The 15,192-nt window shown below is 67.5% G+C and carries 18 protein-coding genes; 9 read left to right on the top strand and 9 right to left on the bottom strand.

Annotated features, from left to right (window positions below):
* Positions 1-39 precede the first annotated feature (39 nt).
* Together AX721_RS06490 and AX721_RS06495 are read right to left on the bottom strand one after the other, a co-directional pair.
* A complete protein-coding gene (locus tag AX721_RS06490; RefSeq protein WP_068875198.1) occupies positions 40-1,893 on the bottom strand; it encodes a copper resistance system multicopper oxidase in 1,854 nt (617 codons plus the stop codon).
* 220 nt (positions 1,894-2,113) lie between these two features.
* Positions 2,114-2,527 (bottom strand): four-helix bundle copper-binding protein, encoded by a 414-nt coding sequence (locus tag AX721_RS06495; RefSeq protein WP_068875199.1) that lies wholly within the window; start codon positions 2,525-2,527, stop codon positions 2,114-2,116.
* 212 nt (positions 2,528-2,739) lie between these two features.
* Between AX721_RS06495 and AX721_RS06500 the strand changes: the two genes are divergently transcribed.
* Both AX721_RS06500 and AX721_RS06505 read left to right on the top strand, forming a co-directional pair.
* Entirely contained in the window at positions 2,740-2,937 is a 198-nt protein-coding gene (locus tag AX721_RS06500) for a heavy-metal-associated domain-containing protein (RefSeq protein ID WP_068875200.1), read from the top strand.
* A 176-nt stretch (positions 2,938-3,113) separates the two neighbouring features.
* The gene (locus AX721_RS06505) at positions 3,114-3,443 is read left to right on the top strand and encodes a copper-binding protein (protein WP_068875201.1); all 330 of its coding nucleotides are present in this window, start codon (positions 3,114-3,116) and stop codon (positions 3,441-3,443) included.
* Positions 3,444-3,620: 177 nt separating this feature from the next.
* On the opposite strand, the gene AX721_RS27245 is transcribed toward AX721_RS06505, so the two are convergent.
* The 3 genes from AX721_RS27245 to AX721_RS06515 are packed head-to-tail and all read right to left on the bottom strand — an operon-like array spanning position 3,621 to position 6,842.
* Positions 3,621-3,893, bottom strand: coding sequence for a hypothetical protein (locus tag AX721_RS27245; protein ID WP_156467042.1), 273 nt, complete (start codon positions 3,891-3,893; stop codon positions 3,621-3,623).
* 31 nt (positions 3,894-3,924) lie between these two features.
* Entirely contained in the window at positions 3,925-4,362 is a 438-nt protein-coding gene (cueR, locus tag AX721_RS06510; RefSeq protein ID WP_068875202.1) for a Cu(I)-responsive transcriptional regulator, read from the bottom strand.
* Entirely contained in the window at positions 4,359-6,842 is a 2,484-nt protein-coding gene (locus tag AX721_RS06515; protein WP_068875203.1) for a heavy metal translocating P-type ATPase, read from the bottom strand. The genes cueR and AX721_RS06515 overlap by 4 nt, the downstream gene beginning before the upstream one ends.
* 324 nt (positions 6,843-7,166) lie before the next feature.
* On the opposite strand from AX721_RS06515, the gene AX721_RS06520 reads away from it, so the two are divergent.
* The 4 genes from AX721_RS06520 to AX721_RS06535 all read left to right on the top strand — a co-directional run bounded on the left by AX721_RS06520 (position 7,167) and on the right by AX721_RS06535 (position 9,002).
* Entirely contained in the window at positions 7,167-7,568 is a 402-nt protein-coding gene (locus AX721_RS06520; RefSeq protein WP_068875204.1) for a DUF305 domain-containing protein, read from the top strand.
* A gap of 128 nt (positions 7,569-7,696) precedes the next feature.
* Complete coding sequence (locus tag AX721_RS06525) at positions 7,697-7,990, top strand: hypothetical protein (RefSeq protein WP_068875205.1); 294 nt, start codon at positions 7,697-7,699, stop codon at positions 7,988-7,990.
* A gap of 5 nt (positions 7,991-7,995) precedes the next feature.
* On the top strand, positions 7,996-8,427 hold the full coding sequence (locus AX721_RS06530; protein ID WP_221221126.1) for a Spy/CpxP family protein refolding chaperone: 432 nt from the start codon (positions 7,996-7,998) through the stop codon (positions 8,425-8,427).
* The gene (locus tag AX721_RS06535; RefSeq protein ID WP_068875207.1) at positions 8,424-9,002 is read left to right on the top strand and encodes an RNA polymerase sigma factor; all 579 of its coding nucleotides are present in this window, start codon (positions 8,424-8,426) and stop codon (positions 9,000-9,002) included. The genes AX721_RS06530 and AX721_RS06535 overlap by 4 nt, the downstream gene beginning before the upstream one ends.
* 1 nt (position 9,003) lies before the next feature.
* On the opposite strand, the gene AX721_RS06540 is transcribed toward AX721_RS06535, so the two are convergent.
* Entirely contained in the window at positions 9,004-10,263 is a 1,260-nt protein-coding gene (locus tag AX721_RS06540) for a type II restriction endonuclease (protein ID WP_068875208.1), read from the bottom strand.
* 527 nt (positions 10,264-10,790) lie between these two features.
* On the opposite strand from AX721_RS06540, the gene flgC reads away from it, so the two are divergent.
* Positions 10,791-11,210, top strand: a complete 420-nt coding sequence (flgC, locus tag AX721_RS06545) for a flagellar basal body rod protein FlgC (protein ID WP_068875209.1) — start codon at positions 10,791-10,793, stop codon at positions 11,208-11,210.
* Positions 11,211-11,360: 150 nt separating this feature from the next.
* On the opposite strand, the gene AX721_RS06550 is transcribed toward flgC, so the two are convergent.
* From AX721_RS06550 to AX721_RS06560, 3 genes are all read right to left on the bottom strand, one after another.
* Positions 11,361-11,744: a response regulator gene (locus AX721_RS06550; protein ID WP_068875210.1), complete on the bottom strand. Its 384-nt coding sequence runs from the start codon at positions 11,742-11,744 to the stop codon at positions 11,361-11,363.
* A 53-nt stretch (positions 11,745-11,797) separates the two neighbouring features.
* Positions 11,798-12,067, bottom strand: coding sequence for a hypothetical protein (locus AX721_RS06555; RefSeq protein WP_068875211.1), 270 nt, complete (start codon positions 12,065-12,067; stop codon positions 11,798-11,800).
* A gap of 111 nt (positions 12,068-12,178) precedes the next feature.
* Entirely contained in the window at positions 12,179-12,613 is a 435-nt protein-coding gene (locus tag AX721_RS06560; RefSeq protein ID WP_068879149.1) for a hypothetical protein, read from the bottom strand.
* 332 nt (positions 12,614-12,945) lie between these two features.
* On the opposite strand from AX721_RS06560, the gene AX721_RS06565 reads away from it, so the two are divergent.
* Together AX721_RS06565 and AX721_RS06570 are read left to right on the top strand one after the other, a co-directional pair.
* Positions 12,946-13,623, top strand: a complete 678-nt coding sequence (locus AX721_RS06565) for a response regulator transcription factor (protein ID WP_068875213.1) — start codon at positions 12,946-12,948, stop codon at positions 13,621-13,623.
* 64 nt (positions 13,624-13,687) lie between these two features.
* Positions 13,688-15,058: a HAMP domain-containing sensor histidine kinase gene (locus AX721_RS06570; protein ID WP_156467043.1), complete on the top strand. Its 1,371-nt coding sequence runs from the start codon at positions 13,688-13,690 to the stop codon at positions 15,056-15,058.
* Positions 15,059-15,192 lie beyond the last annotated feature (134 nt).

Consider the following 15,192-nt stretch of genomic DNA (forward strand, 5'->3'; position numbering starts at 1 on the left):
CCAACGGCAGGGGGACCAGCGAAATCAGAGCGAGCCGGTTCATGCGGCGGCTCCGTCGAGCGGCCGCACGCTGAACACTTGGAACATCCCGCCGTGCATGTGGTAGAGCATGTGACAGTGGAAGGCCCAATCTCCCGGATCCGCCGTGATGTCCCAGGAGACCTTGCCGCCCGGCGCCACCGTCACCGTGTGTTTCCTCGGCCCGTAGCCCGGTGGCGCGTGCGCTAGTTCGAAGAAATGACCGTGCAGGTGGATCGGGTGGGCCATCATGGTGTCGTTGATCAGCGTCACCCGAACCCGCTCTCCCTTCTCGAAGGTGTACGGCTTGCTGGTCTCGCTGAACTTCAGGCCGTCGAACCCCCACATAAACCGTTCCATGTTCCCGGTCAGGTGGATGTCGAGCGCGCGCGTCGGTATCCGTGGATCGACGCTCGGCGTCAGCGCGATGAGGTCCTTGTAGACCAGCACCCGATGGCCGACGCTCTCCAGCCCTTGTCCCGGTTCGCCGGTGCGATCCATCGGCATCGGTGCAATGGTCTGGACTCCGGGACCAAGCTTTACCCCAGGGGCATTCTGCGGGTCGCGCATCGACATCTTCATACCTGCCATGCCCCCCATCGCATCTGACCCGCGGGGCTTAGGCGGCGCCATGCCGGGCGGGGCTCCCATGCCGGGCATACCGGCCATTCCCGGCATCGCGGCCATGTCATGGCCCGAGGCGTCGTGGTTCATCCCGGGCATGGCGCCGGACCCGCCCATGTTCATGCCCTGCATCGCGCCCATGTCCATGCCCATGTCCTTCATGGTCGCGAGCGGCCGCTCACGAAGCGGCGGGACAGGCGCGGTCATGCCCGGGCGCGGCGCCAACGTGGCGCGCCCCATGCCGGAGCGGTCGCTCGCCTCCGAGACAATGGTGAAGGCTCTATCTTCCGTCGGTTGCACGACGACGTCGTAGGTCTCGGCGTTGCCGATCTGGAACTCTTCGACCTCTACGGGCCGGACGTTCTGGCCGTCGGCCGCAACCACCGTCATCTTTAACCCGGGGATCCGCACGTCGAACACCATCTGAGCGGCGGCGTTGATGAAGCGCAGGCGCACCCGCTCGCCGGGCGTGAACAGCCCGGTCCAGTTGTCCTTCGGCCCGTGGCCGTTAATGAGGAACTTCAGCACCGCACCGGTGACGTCGGAGACGTCCGTCGGATCCATGCGCATCTTGGCCCATTCAATGCGCTCTTGAAGCGTCTGGTCCTTGCCTGCGAGCAAGCTGGCGATGGTCTGCTTCTGGAAGTTGAAAACGCCGCCCTGCTGCTTCAAGCGCTTGAAGATCAGGTGCGGGTGCATGAAGCTGAAGTCGGAGAGCACGATGACGTGTTCGCGGTCGTAGGCGACCGGGTCCGGTTCCGCCGGATCGATGATCATCGGGCCGTAGTGACCCTCGGCCTCCTGCAGGCCCGAGTGGCTGTGGTACCAGTAGGTGCCGGACTGCTTGATCGGGAACTCGTAGACGAAGGTTTGTCGCGGCTTGATCCCGGGGAAGCTGACCCCCGGAACGCCATCCATCTGGAAGGGCACGAGCAGGCCATGCCAGTGGATTGAGGTGTCCTCGTCCAGGTCATTGGTCACCGACAGACGGACGTTCTGGCCTTCCTTCAGCCGCAGCAAAGGCCCGGGCACCGTCCCATTGATGGTGACGGCGTGCCCGGTGCGGCCATCGACGTTCAGGCGAGAATGGCCGATCCGCAGATCGATATTCGGGCCGGTGAGGGTCGGCAGCGTCGGGCCGGTGTCCAGCGTGGCGCTTTGCGCCCAGCCCGGCAGCAACGTGCTGAGGGCCAGACCGCCCCCCATCAGCGAGGCGCCGCGCAGAAGCTGGCGACGATCGAAGTCTTTCATGTCGATGCGAGATCCCAGGCGAATGACACCGCACGGCTGCGAGGCCGCGCACTTTCATGAAATACGCGCCGGATCAGCCGCCACCCTTATGGAAATGTCGAAAAACGGATCACGTTCACGCCAGGACCCGCCGCTAACGCGATCTCAGCCCATGCCTTCAAGGCGCGCTAGCCGCGCGGTCGCGCGAGTGACGACCGCGCGCTGACTGGTGGGGTGTCCTCTATTGAAGCGTCGGCGTGATGGTGTCGGCTGCCTCGCGACAGGCCTGTTCGCACCGACGGCAGGCGTCGGCGCAGATGCGGCAATGCTCGTGCATCTGCGCGTGTTTCTGGCATTCGTCGCCGCACAGCCGGCACGCCTCGGCGCAGGTCTCGATCATCCGCTTGATGGTGAGCTCGTTGGTCCCGGTCCGGCGCGACGAGACCGAGCCCGTGGCGAGGCAGACGTCGGCGCAATCCAGATTCAGCCGGATACACTGGGTCAACTCCTTGACCATGTCCTCTCCGAGGCACGCGTCCGCACAGCTCGTGCAGATCTGGGCGCACTCGTAGCAGGCCTCGATGCAGCGGATCAGCGCATCGTTGGTGTTGCCGCGGACATGCGGATGGGTCGCGATCATTTCCTGGACGTGCATGGTTTAGCTTCCTCTGGCTGCGCGGGAATGTTCGTCAAACCGCCGCGCCTCGACGCGGTTCCGCGAGAACAGATGAAATGAATAGAAAAGACAAAAGCTTGCTATGATGGGAGGCCTGCTGGCGCGTTTGCTTGAAGGCGGCCCCCTTGACCTTCCTACCGTGGGAATCCCTATGTACCCGGGCGAAGCGAACCCAAACGAGGAGATGAGCTATGCTTCGCCTGAATGTTGAAGGCATGAGCTGCGGCCACTGCGTCCGATCGGTGACCGAGGCGTTCAATCGCGTCGATCCCAAGGCTGAGGTCCGGGTGGATCTTGACGCCAAGCGGGTCGAGGCCGAGACGGCCGCAGACCCCAAGGCGGTCATGCGCGCAATCGCAGAGGCTGGCTATGCGGCGTCCGCGGCCTGATCCCTTTGCAGGCGCCGCGTGCAGCCGATGGCCCCACGCGGCCCTTCCAGGGCCGCCGCCGGTCCCCTCGGCCGCTGCCCCACCCGATGAGGGGCGCAGCCCGCCTCGTGCGTAAACCAAGCGGGGCGATCATGAGGCCGTGCGCGCCTCACCCGAGCAAGACCAGGAGACTAGCAATGAAACTGATCCTCGCCGCCGTCGCGGCGCTCGGCCTCAGCGGCCCCGCCTTCGCCCAAGCCGGCCATGACATGGCCAAGATGCCTGGCATGGACCGTCCCGCCGCCGCGGCCGGCGCCCAGGGCGCGGGCGTGATCAAGAAGCTCGACGCCAAGGGCGGCTCGGTGACGCTGCAGCACGGCCCGATCGCGGCCCTCAGCTGGCCGGCCATGACCATGGCCTTCAAGGCCGACCCCGCGCTGCTGAAAGGCCTCAAGATGGGCCAGCAGGTCAATTTCACGCTGAAGACCGGCGGGACGCCGGAAGTGGTGGCGATTCAGCCGAAGTAGGACCGCCGCCGGCGTCCCGTCCCGGGCGCCGGCGGTCTCGCAGGCTAGGGCCATGCGCTTTGCGGATCCGAGCCTATGGCCGCCGGCTCGGCGGCTTTGCACGGGAAGGCGGCCCACCACCTTGAACCACGCTGGCCGGCAGCGGCTGGACCTCTCCGAAGAGGCGCGCGGTAAATTTCAGAGCCCAGGTCCCGTCGGTCGGTAGGCGGCCCGGAAATTAGAGACGCCATATTCCAGACTGGGCGTGAAGAACGCGGGCAGCACGCCGCCCGCCTGACCTTCGGGGGAGCGGTCGACATAGGCGTCGCGGATGTCCGCGCCAGCGATGGCGGCATTGGTCGTGCGTGACCCGATCCGGACTTTCAGTGGAACGCCGACGCCGCGTTCGACGATGGGCGCGACGGCTCGAAGCGGTAGTCGGCGGGACCCGCCTGGCTCACCGTCGGCCAAAACACGAGCACCAGGAGCCAACCCGGGCGCATCACGAGACCGCGCCCGCGCGGTCTGCGACATTGGCCGCTGGCGAGGCGGGCCCTGCGGCGAGGTCGATGAGGATCGGACAGTCAGGGCGATCATCCCCCGCGCAGCCCTCCGACAGGGCCGTCAGGGTATCGGCCATCGCCTGCATCTCGGCGATCCGCGCGCGCAGGTCGGACACGTGGGCGTCGGCAATCGCCTTGACCTCGCGGCTCGGACGGGTGTGATCGCGCCACAGGGACAGCAGGTTGGTGATCTCCTCGACCGAGAAGCCCAGCGAGCGACCGCGCTTGATGAACCGCAGGTCGTTGACGTCGCGCTCGCTGAAGCTGCGGTAGTTGCTGTCGGTGCGATCGGCCGGGCGGATCAGTCCGATCTGTTCATAGTATCGGATCATCTTCGCGGACACGCCGGACGCGCGCGCAGCTTGGCCGATATTCATGCGGTGTCCTCTGCCGCCAGCCGCCGAGGCGTGTAAGCCCTCAGGCGCAAGGCGTTGGTCAAGACGCTGACGCTCGACAGCGCCATAGCGCCCGCCGCCAGCATCGGCGAGAGCAGCCAACCGAAGGCCGGGTAGAGGACGCCGGCGGCCAGCGGGATCAGCACGACGTTGTAGCCGAACGCCCATATGAGGTTCTGCCGGATGTTGCGCAGGGTGGCCCGCGACAGGCCGAGCGCCGTCACCACGCCGGTGAGATCACCGCCCATCAGCACCACGTCGGCGCTCTCGATGGCGATGTCGGTCCCCTGCCCCATCGCGACGCCCACGTCGGCGGTAGCCAGGGCGGGCGCGTCATTGACCCCGTCGCCGACAAAGGCGACGGCGCCATAGCGCCCGCGCAAGCCCTCCACGGCGCGCGCCTTGCCGTCCGGCAAGACGTTGGCGAGCACGTCGTCGACGCCGAGCGTTCGGGCGACGGCCGCGGCGGTTCGCTGGTGGTCGCCGGTGACGATCGCCACCTTCAGGCCAAGCCTGTGCAGCGCCGCCACCGCCTCGGCCGACGTCGGCTTGATCGGGTCGGCGACGGCGAGCACGCCGGCCAGGTGGCCGTCGATGGCGACGAACAGCGGGCTCTCGCCTGCGTCGGCCAGGGCGTCAGCTCGCCCCGACAGCGGCGAGACATCGATGCCGGCCGCCTCCAGATGTCGCGCTGTGCCGATTACGAGCTCACGGCCATCGACCCGAGCGGTCACCCCAAACCCTGGGGTGGCCTGGAAACCCTCGGCCGGCCGCAGGGTCAGGCCCCGCCTCCGCGCTTCGGCGACGATCGCTTCGCCAATCGGGTGCTCGGAGCGCTGTTCGACGCTGGCGGCCGCGGCCAGGACCTCGTCCTCGCCATATCCTCCGACGACCTGCAGGGCGGTGAGCGCCGGCCGCCCCAAGGTAAGCGTCCCGGTCTTGTCAAAGACCACCACCTTCACGTCTCGCAGCGCCTGCAGCGCTTCCCCGCGCCGGAAGAGCACGCCGAGTTCGGCCGCGCGACCGGTGCCGACCATGATCGACGTGGGTGTGGCCAAGCCCATGGCGCAAGGGCAGGCGATGATCAGCACGGCCACCGTGTTGACCAGCGCCAGGCCGAGCGCCGGGGCCGGTCCGAACGCCAGCCAGACCCCGAAGGTGAGCGCTGCGAGCGCCATCACCACGGGCACGAACCAGGCCGTGACCTTGTCGACCAGGGCTTGGATCGGCAGCTTGGCGCCTTGGGCTTGCTCCACCATGCGGACGATCTGCGCCAGCAGGGTGTCGGCCCCGACCTTGGTGGCGCGGAAGCGGAAGGCGCCGGTCTTGTTGACCGTGCCGCCGATCACGACCGCGCCCGGTCCCTTTTCCACCGGCATCGCTTCGCCGCTGATCATCGATTCATCGACGAAGGAGCCGCCGTCGAGGACCTCGCCGTCCACTGGGACGCGCTCGCCAGGCCGGACGATCACCAGATCGCCGGGCCGCACCGCCTCGATCGGGAGCTCGACATCCTCCCCGCCGCGCTGCACCCGGGCGGTCTTGGCCTGCAGGTGCAGCAGACGCTTGATCGCTTCGCTCGTGCGTCCCTTGGCGCGGGCCTCGAACCAGCGGCCAAGCAGGATCAGGGTGACGATCACCGCGGCGGCTTCGTAGTAGACGTTGTTCGTGCCGGCCGGCAGGGCCTGGGGAAAGAGCGTCGCCACAAGCGAATAGGCCCAGGCCGCAGTGGCGCCCAGCACCACCAGGCTATTCATATCCGGCGCCAGCCGCAGAAGATTGGGCACGCCCTTCTTGTAGAAGCGGAGTCCCGGCCCGAAGAGGACGAAGCTCGCCAGAGCGAGGCTGATCAGCCGCCAGGGCTGCTCGCCCAGGCTCGCCGCCAGCCAATGGTGGACGCCGGGCACGGCGTGTCGGGCCATCTCGACCGTGAACAGCGGCAAGGTCGCGAGCCCGGCGAGGACGACCGGGCGGCGCAGGGCGCGGATCTCAGCCAGACGGGCGGCCTGCTCGCGGTCCCCGTCCGCGCCGCCCGCTGCTTCCACCATGCTTGCGTCATAGCCGGCATGAGTGATCACCGCGGCGAGGCGTTCAGACGTGACCGTCCCATCCAGGATCCGAACGGTGGCCCGCTCGGTCGCCAGGTTGACCTGGGCGTCCAACACCCCGGGCTCCGCCTTGAGCGCGCGCTCGACCCGGCCGACGCAGGTCGCGCAGGTCATGCCGCGGACCCGAAGCTCGACGGCATGTTCGAGCGGTTCGTAGCCGACCGCACGGATGGCGGCGGCCACGGCGGCAGGGTCGCCGCCTTCGACATGGGCGCGCTCGGCCGCCAGATTGACGCTGGCCCGGCGCACGCCCGGCACAGCGCCGATCGCCCGTTCGACCCGGCCCACGCAGCTCGCACAGGTCATGCCGAGCACGGGCAGTTCGATGGCGTCGAGGGCTGCAGCTTCGGGCATCGCAGGGTTCCTTCTTCCGATGCCCAACTCAGATAGAGCTTCCCATCATGGGAGGGTCAAGGCTCCGTCGGTGCTGTTCTTGGGATACGCGCCAGCGCAGGCACGCCCCTCAGGGCTTCGACTGCTGTGGCGCTCCCAAGGTGCGGCGTAGAGTCTCGGTCAAGAAGGGCCGTCCACATCGCCCATCCTCCAATCATTGGAGGCTTCGGCGCGGGCCTCTTTGGGGATCTCAAGCAACGAAGTCCCGCTGTGGCGGTTCTCTTCGCGTTCGTGACCAGGCTAGAGGCCGAGGTCGCGCCTTTATGTCAGGACGGAACAACGAAGATGCGAACAAAACTTACGATCCTCGCGGTGATCGCGGCGCTCTCGACCGGGGCGGGCGCGGCGTCCGCTCAGTCGAACCAGGGCGCCATGAAGGGGATGGACCACAGCGCCATGCCGGGGATGAAGGGCGCGAAGGGCGATCACAATATGATGGCCATGAACGACTACATGGCAGCCATGAAGAAGATGGACCAGGCGATGATGAGCGCGAAGGGCTCCACGCCCGACGCCACGTTCGCCCGCAAGATGATGGCCCACCACCAAGGCGCCATCGACATGGCGCAGATCCAGCTTCGCCACGGCGCCGACGCGGACGCCAAGAAGATCGCCCAGAAGACGATCGACGAGAACACCAAGGGTAAGGCCGAGCTCGAGGCCTGGCTCAAAGCGCACGGCGGCTGACCCCAACTGGTGCGGCGACGAGTCCCAACGGTCAACGGCGGCTCGTCGTGCGCCTCATCCAATGATCCTTTAGGGGTTGGGCCGGGCTGGAACGTATAGTTCCTGGGGCGACCTTGAAGGATTTGGACATGAGCGAACGCTTGGATGAGCTGCTCAACCGATTGGCAGCCAGCCCGGCTGACCGTTCACTGGACGGACTGGAAACTGAGATCGGCCGCAGAATCGCGGCGCGCCGGCGCGATGCGCGTGCGCTTGCCGCGCTCGCGCCGGTTCGCTTCGCCTCAGTGAGCCTGGCCCTGGCGATGGGGTTGACCGCAGGCGGCGCTGTCGCGGCCTCGGCGGCCTTGGCGCCGCAACACGACAGCCCCCTCTCCAGCGCAGCCCGCCTCGCGCCGTCCAACCTGCTGGAGGGTCGCCGGTGAGCGTGATGAGGAGCATGGCGCTGACACTGATCTTGTCGGTGTTGGTGGCCATCCTTGGGGTCTGGGGCGGCGCGCAATACGTCATGCACCGCGTGCACCGACCGACGCCGCTGCACGAGTTGGTGCACGAGAAGCTGAATCTGACCGCCGACCAGGAACGGCGCATCGCCGGCATGGAGCGTGACCACGAGGCGCGTCGCCAGGCGCTCGAGGCCGAGATGCGGGCGGCCAACGCGCAATTGGCGCAGGCCTTCCAGCAGAGTCATGCCTACACGCCGCAGGTGCAGGCGGCGATCGATCGTTTCCACCGCGCCATGGGCGAACTCCAGAAGGAGACGATCGTGCACACCCTGGCGATGCGCGCGGTGCTGACGCCCGATCAGACGGCCAGGTTCGACGAGACCGTCGTCAGGTCCCTGACCGAAGACACGAGGTGACCGTGGACGCCGAGGCGTCCGACAGCATCCTCGCCCGATCCGCCGCGGCCGGGGATGATCGGGCCTTCGCCGTGCTCGTTCGTCGCCACAAGGACGGCCTCTATCGGCTGCTGCGCCGCTATACCGGCGACGCCGACGAAGCCTATGAAGCCGTCCACGAAGCCTTCATCGCGGCCTGGAGCGCGCTGAAGCGCTACGATTCGCAGCGCCCGTTTGGCGCCTGGCTGCGCACGATCGCGATCAACAAGGCGCGCGACCGCGGCCGTCGATTGGTCGTCCGCCGCGCGCTCTTTGGGTCGGGCGGCCTGGACGACACCGAGGCGTTGAGCGCGCCAGACCCATCGCCCGGCGCTGAGGCCGGCGTTTTGGAAGACGAACAGGCGATGCGGCTCGACCGAGCCGTCGCACGGCTCCCGCCCGGCTTGAAGGAGCCGCTGCTGCTGACGGCGTTCGAGGGCCTAAGCCAGCGAGATGCCGCACTGATCCTGGGGGTGTCGCTGAAGACCATCGAGACGCGCGTCTACCGCGCGCGCAAGCTGCTGGCCGAGCAACTCGACGCCGACATGCGGCCTTGAGCTAAGTGAGCCGGTGGGAGACCTTCTCCAGCGCCGTGACCCCCGAGCCGAAGCGGGCCATCGCCTCCCGATGCTGCTCGAGGGCGCTGTACGGCAGATAGCGCACGCTCAGGTCGGCGATCCGGCTGAAGGCCGGCCTGGCGATCTGCGCGCGCACGTCAGCCTCGCGCTTGTCGGGGGCGACCAGGAACAGGCTGTGGAGCCCGCTCGCGTCGCCCCCCAGCGCGAGGTCCAGCATCCGCACGATCCCGGAATAGATCGAGGTCGTGTGCTCCACCTCGAAGGCGGCCACGATCGCGCCCGCCGTGCTCAGCCACAGCACATCGATCAGGCGCACGGCTTCGGCGCCTGGGCGACTGTCGAGCGCCGCCGGCAATCGCTCCAGACAATGATCGCCCAGGCGACCGGCCCCACAGGGTCGCCCGCGATCGTTCTGCGCGATCCATACGTCGTAGCCGAGCGCGCGGCCCAGATCGCGAAGCCAACCCTGGATTTCCGTATGGGTCCGCGCGTCCGCCTCGGCCGCCGAGGGTTTGACGGCCTGGGCGCGAACTCTGGCCAGATCGGCGGCCCAATCGGCCCGCGCCGCGGCGTCATCCGCGCGCGGCGGCGGCGCATAGAGCCCCATGCCCAGGTCGAAACAGAATGCCGCGGCCGCGCCGAGGTCATTGGACAGCAAGTCGCGGTGCTTGCGATTGAAGGCGATCAGGCCCTGCCGCATCGCCAGGTACTCGTCCCAGCGACCGAGCTTCACGTTGGCGCCGGTCAAGGCGTTGTAGCCGCGCACGATGGCGGTGTTGAACGGCGGCGCGATCGTCGGATGCAGGAAATAGAGGATGTTAGCGACCGCGGGGCCTAGACCCTTGATCTTCAGCGCATCGATGCGGTGAATCTCGGCCAGGACATGCTCTTCGGTGTCGCAACAGACGCAGGCGTCCAGCAGCTGGCCGAAGGCGCGCTGGTTGCCCGGGTGCTCATAGATGTCAGGGATGCGCAGCTTCGGCTTCCACAGGAAGGCGTGGTCCGCCCCCTTGAACACCTGCCGCTGTTCGGCGATCGAATGGACGACGGTCTCCAGCGACGATCCGCGGTAGGCGACGCCGAAGCGCTCGGCCGCGATCTCCGCGGCCACCTGCTGGACGCCGCGCCGGATCGACCGGAAGTTCTTCAGCCGGTCCTCCCAGAGGAACCAGCTCTGATAGGCGCCGGCCGGATCGTTCCGCCACCGGCTCAGCAGTTCACGTGTCAACTCGTCGGACAAGACCCGTTCCCCCCGCAGACCCGCATGTTCGCTGCGGCGACCTTCAAATCACAAGCTGTCCTCCGCCGAAAAGGATCAATGATGTTCAGTCTCGCCAGGCTGCGCCCGCTCGAGGCCGAAAGCCTGCTCAGCGACGCTGTCTCGATCTTCGAGCCCGGTGCGCCGAGCGCACGAGGAGAGACTTGGCCGCCCATCATTCCGGCCGGCGCGCGAAGCCGGCGACGGAATTCGCTGGATCGCTTGGGAAGGCTCCGTGCGTCCCGAGCCGAAGGCAAGGGCCGTCGCAGATCACCGCGAAGACCGTGATCCTGGAGAAGGCGGCGGGCGCCTGGCCCGCTGAGTCTCCGAAGTATCCGGAAAGGGGGCGCGTCGACATCGCGTCAGACGCGCAAGGACCAACAATAACATTCCAGGAATGTCATTGTTGTCGCTCCACGTTCGCTCAACTCCTTCTTCCAAATACACGTCTTTAATCTGTCGTTAACCACGATCACCGAGCCTGAACGCGACGAAGAGGAATAGATGCCATGGACAAGGCCGGGATGCACGGCGACGGCGTCGCCGCTATCGCCGCATCGGCGCTTCGAGCTCAGCAAGCGCGAATGCGGGTCATCGCCGAGAACATGGCGAATTCATCTTCGACAGCGCAGACTCCGGGCGGGGAGCCTTACCGACGTCAGGTCCCCGTGTTCAAGGTCCTGCGGATGGACGGCGGCAACGGCGTGCAAATGGCCGGCGTCAAACCCGACCCTTCGAAATTCTCCAGAGAGTATGACCCGGGCCACCCAGCGGCAGATGCGAGCGGCTATGTTCTTCTACCCAACGTGAACGGTCTGATCGAAGCACTGGACATGAAGCAGGCCATGCGCGCCTACGAAGCCAACCTGAACGTTCTGGAGAACCAAGATGCGATGGAAAAGAGGACTCTCGATCTGTTGAAACGGTGATGCCGTCGCCGCCGCCTACGGCGCTGCAGCGCCCAACCAACAGAGACCCTGGGGTCTGCAGCCGTGCAAGCAGCCGATGGCCCACTTTCTTCGCTGGGCGCCGCGCTCCGAACGATCAACGCCGACGCGCGAAAATGAGCACGGCTCCAGCTATGGCCGCCGCGCCAGGAGCGCCGCAGACACGCGGTCTAGAAGTTGCGCGCTCGTGAACGGCTTGCGGAGCGCAGTGTCCGCGCCAAGCATGGTGGCCGTGCGGAGAAGCGCGTCGGCTTCGATGACTGCGAAGCCCCCGCTCATCGCCACGATCCGCGTCATAGGCCACCGGCGCCGAACCTCCATGATGACCTCGACGCCGTCCTTGTCCGGCATCAGCAGATCAGTCAGCAGCACGTTGGGCCGTCTTGCCATCAGCTCGATGGCCGCACGGCCGCCGTCGGCTTGCAAGCAGTCATATCCGGCGTCCGCCAGGATCTCTGAGATCACGTCGCGGCATGCGGGGTCGTCTTCCACGACTAAGACGATCTCGCGACGCATACGACTCCATCACCTCACACAGCACTCGCGTGCTAAAGAAGTTACGCGGCAGGTCACGCCTCGCCCTCAACCTCTCCTACGGGCGCCTCGGCAAGCTGCGCGGCCGAATACCCAAGGTAACGCCGACGGCCCAGCAGGCTGTTTCCGCGGTCAAAGATGAGCACCTCGGCGCATCCGCCGCGGGCGATCGCCTGTTTGGCAAGTTCCGCTGCCTTTGACTCCGCCCGCCCTCCGGACAGGAACATGAGCGGCAGGCCGCAGGGTTGCTCCAGCGCCCAGCCACCCGGAACCGGCACGACCGAATACGTCCAGGTTTCCATCATCCGCTCCTCCGTCGAAGTGTGCCCTAGACGCCTGACCTGCACCCAGGAACGCCAAAGGACGGGCTCGTCAGGAATGGCGCCCAGCCGCGCCGCACGCTGACTCATCGAGATCTAATGGCTGCGCCCGCTTTCGCGGTGGGCGCCGCCCAAGTAACCACCGCCACCGTGGCCGAGGCCCGAATGGCTCCGGCCGGAGTGGCCGCCAGCGTCGTGGACGCCGCTGAAGATGCTGAGGCCGAAGGCGCCGTAGAACGGCCGGGAATAGTAGTTCGGCCCCCAAGCATCATAAGCGTAGGAAGAATAGCGCCGGTGCCGCGGCGGACGCGTGCCGGCGGCCACCGGCACGACACAAACGGCCTCCACCGGCTGGGCCGCGTCGGCGGACGGAGGCAAGACCGGCGCCGCCGCGATTGCACCCGGAGTGCCGCACGGCACGATGTAGTAGACGAAAGGCGGCGGGCCGAGACCGACGGGTTGTGCGACGCCGATGGCCGGCGCGGCAAGGCCGGCGGCCGCTATCACCATTGCATGGCTGATTTTGGTCATGGGGGGCGCTCCTTTCAGCGCCAAGCGAGCTGACCAGATTGACCCGCCAGGTGGCGTGCGGATGGGAGCCGGATGAATTCCATTTCATGATGCTGTCTCCGAAGCTCCGTCCAACATGAAATCGAGTTCACGCCGGCCCCACTCGCCTGAAAGGTCTCGGCCGCATCCTAGGCCGTGGCGGCGCGGTGACGCCGAGCGGTCCACCCGCCCCCCGTGGACGCTTGAGGCGCCGGCCAGGCCCGCCAGCTGCCGGTCACCCCCCGGCAGCTGGCGGCGATCGCCGAGACTGATATCCCCTGGTTCGGATGCCGAGGACCCTTCAGACTTCGCCCATGAAGCTTCTCTTGATCGAAGACGACCGCGCGACGGCGAGCTATGTCCAGCAAGGCTTGGCGGAGCTCGGCCACGCCTGTGACCACGCCGAGACCGGACTCGACGGGCTGACGGCCGCGCTCACCAACACTTATGACGCGATCATCCTCGATCGGAACCTGCCGCAGCTGGATGGTTTGTCGGTCCTGCAGGCGCTGCGATCCCAGGGTCAGACGACGCCGGTGCTGATCCTTAGCGCGCTGGGACAGGTCGACGACCGGATCAAGGGCCTTGAGGCCGGCAGCGACGACTATCTCACCAAGCCGTTCTCGTTCGGGGAACTGATGGCCCGGATCGCCGCCATCGTCCGGCGCGGTTCCGGCGCGGCCACGGCCACCACGACCCTGCAGGTTGGCGATCTGGAGCTGGACCTCTTGGCGCGCGGAGCCAAGCGGGGCGCCCGGCGCATCGAGCTGCTCAACAAGGAGTTCCAGCTGCTCGAATACTTCATGCGCCATGCCGGCCAAGTGGTCACGCGTACTATGCTGCTGGAGGCCGCGTGGGACTACAGCTTCGATCCCGGAACCAATGTCATAGACGTGCACGTGAGTCGGCTCCGCGGCAAGCTGGAGCACGGGGACGAGCCGCCGCTGCTGCACACGGTCCGCGGAGCCGGTTACCAGCTTGACGCGCGTTAGTCCGCCCCGGCGCCGACCGCAGGCGGCGGCCTTCCGCGGCGCCCTGTGGATCACGCTGATCGCCGTGGTCACGACCGTGGTGGCGCTGAGCGTCCAGCATTTTCAGACCGTCCGCGTGCTCAAGGTCGAACTCGAGCACCTGCTCGAAGGCGAGGCTGACGCGCTCGTCTTACGCTATCGCGACGGCGGCCTCGGCGGCCTGGCCAACTACATCGATGAGCAGACTCTGACCTCGCGGCGCGACGTGGTCTACATGGTCTCCGACCGCGCCGGGCGGCGCCTCGCCGGCAACGTCCTGGTCTGGCCGAGCGGCCTTGCGGCCGACCACCCGGCTCTCACGACCGTGCGGGTGCGGCGCGGCGGTCAGGTCCAGTCGCGACGGATCGAGGCCGAGGTCCGCACGCTCGGGCCGGACACCCGGCTCCTGGTGGGACACCTGGCGGACAGCCGCATTTCGCTTGGGCGTCGCTATTGGATGTCGCCCGCGCTTTCGGTCCTGGCGACTGCCGTGCTTGGGCTGAGCCTCGGTTGGCTCGTGAGCCGGCGCGGCGTGCGCGTGGTGCGAGCGGCGGCGGACACCGGCGATCGGTTCCTCAGCGGTCACTTGGATGAGCGGCTCAAGGTCTCGCCCCGCGACGATGAATTCGATCGACTGGCCGAGGTGTTCAACGCCTGTCTGGACGAGATCGAGCGCATGGTCCGCTCGCTCCGGGCCGCCACCGATGGCTTGGCGCACGATCTAAAGACGCCGCTGACACGCATCAAGGCGCGGCTGGAATTGGCGGCGCTACGGGGGCCGGAAGCCCCGACCCAGGACATCCTGGCCGACACGGCGCGCGATCTCGACGCCCTTTTGTCGTTGGTGAATGGGCTGCTGGTGCTGGCCCGGGCGGACGCCACCACGGCCGATAGCTTCGTGGCGCTCGACCTCGCCGCGGTCGCCCAGGAGGCCTACGACCTGTACGCGCCCCTGGCGGAGGACGCCGGGCAACATCTCGTCCTTCAAGTCTCCCCGGCGCCGGCGCGCGGGGTATCGAGCCTGCTCCTCCACGCGACCGCCAACCTGATCGACAACGCTATCAAGCATGGGAGCCTAGACGGGCAGATCGTCGTCGCCACGGGATTAGACGGCGCCGTCAGCCGTCTCACCGTGGGCGACCGAGGGCCCGGCATCGCGCCGGAGGCGCGGGAACGGGCGGTACAGCGCTTCAGCCGGGTGGACGAGAGCCGCTCCACGCCCGGCAGCGGGCTCGGACTATCCCTCGTGGCGACCGTCGCGCGCGTCCATCGTGGCCAGCTCGTGCTTGCGGACAACCGGCCCGGGCTCAAGGCAGAGTTACGCTTGCCACTGAGCCCGGATTGGGACCTGCGCCCGGCCCGCGCAGCGAAGGAGGTCACCGGTGAGACCGGTCGCGGGAGCGGAACGGAAGCGTGAAGCGCGCGCCCCAGCGCCCGTAGGGGCGGCTGGCCGCGTAACCGTCGGCGCCCCCGGGCCTGTAGCCGAAATCCTGGGATAGCCGGGTGGGGCCAACCGCAGAACCGTAGCGGCGGCGGGCGCCGTAGTCGGAC

This window comes from Phenylobacterium sp. CCH9-H3, assembly GCF_001557235.1.
Taxonomy (GTDB): Bacteria; Pseudomonadota; Alphaproteobacteria; order Caulobacterales; family Caulobacteraceae; genus Phenylobacterium.

What these genes read in the sequence shown, in the direction of transcription:
- AX721_RS06490 (WP_068875198.1), bottom strand. Translation starts at nt 1,893, where the DNA reads ATGAAAGACTTCGATCGTCGCCAGCTTCTGCGCGGCGCCTCGCTGATG.
- AX721_RS06495 (WP_068875199.1), bottom strand. Translation starts at nt 2,527, where the DNA reads ATGCACGTCCAGGAAATGATCGCGACCCATCCGCATGTCCGCGGCAAC.
- AX721_RS06500 (WP_068875200.1), top strand. Translation starts at nt 2,740, where the DNA reads ATGCTTCGCCTGAATGTTGAAGGCATGAGCTGCGGCCACTGCGTCCGA.
- AX721_RS06505 (WP_068875201.1), top strand. Translation starts at nt 3,114, where the DNA reads ATGAAACTGATCCTCGCCGCCGTCGCGGCGCTCGGCCTCAGCGGCCCC.
- cueR (WP_068875202.1), bottom strand. Translation starts at nt 4,362, where the DNA reads ATGAATATCGGCCAAGCTGCGCGCGCGTCCGGCGTGTCCGCGAAGATG.
- AX721_RS06515 (WP_068875203.1), bottom strand. Translation starts at nt 6,842, where the DNA reads ATGCCCGAAGCTGCAGCCCTCGACGCCATCGAACTGCCCGTGCTCGGC.
- AX721_RS06520 (WP_068875204.1), top strand. Translation starts at nt 7,167, where the DNA reads ATGCGAACAAAACTTACGATCCTCGCGGTGATCGCGGCGCTCTCGACC.
- AX721_RS06525 (WP_068875205.1), top strand. Translation starts at nt 7,697, where the DNA reads ATGAGCGAACGCTTGGATGAGCTGCTCAACCGATTGGCAGCCAGCCCG.
- AX721_RS06530 (WP_221221126.1), top strand. Translation starts at nt 7,996, where the DNA reads ATGAGGAGCATGGCGCTGACACTGATCTTGTCGGTGTTGGTGGCCATC.
- flgC (WP_068875209.1), top strand. Translation starts at nt 10,791, where the DNA reads ATGGACAAGGCCGGGATGCACGGCGACGGCGTCGCCGCTATCGCCGCA.
- AX721_RS06550 (WP_068875210.1), bottom strand. Translation starts at nt 11,744, where the DNA reads ATGCGTCGCGAGATCGTCTTAGTCGTGGAAGACGACCCCGCATGCCGC.
- AX721_RS06555 (WP_068875211.1), bottom strand. Translation starts at nt 12,067, where the DNA reads ATGATGGAAACCTGGACGTATTCGGTCGTGCCGGTTCCGGGTGGCTGG.
- AX721_RS06560 (WP_068879149.1), bottom strand. Translation starts at nt 12,613, where the DNA reads ATGACCAAAATCAGCCATGCAATGGTGATAGCGGCCGCCGGCCTTGCC.
- AX721_RS06565 (WP_068875213.1), top strand. Translation starts at nt 12,946, where the DNA reads ATGAAGCTTCTCTTGATCGAAGACGACCGCGCGACGGCGAGCTATGTC.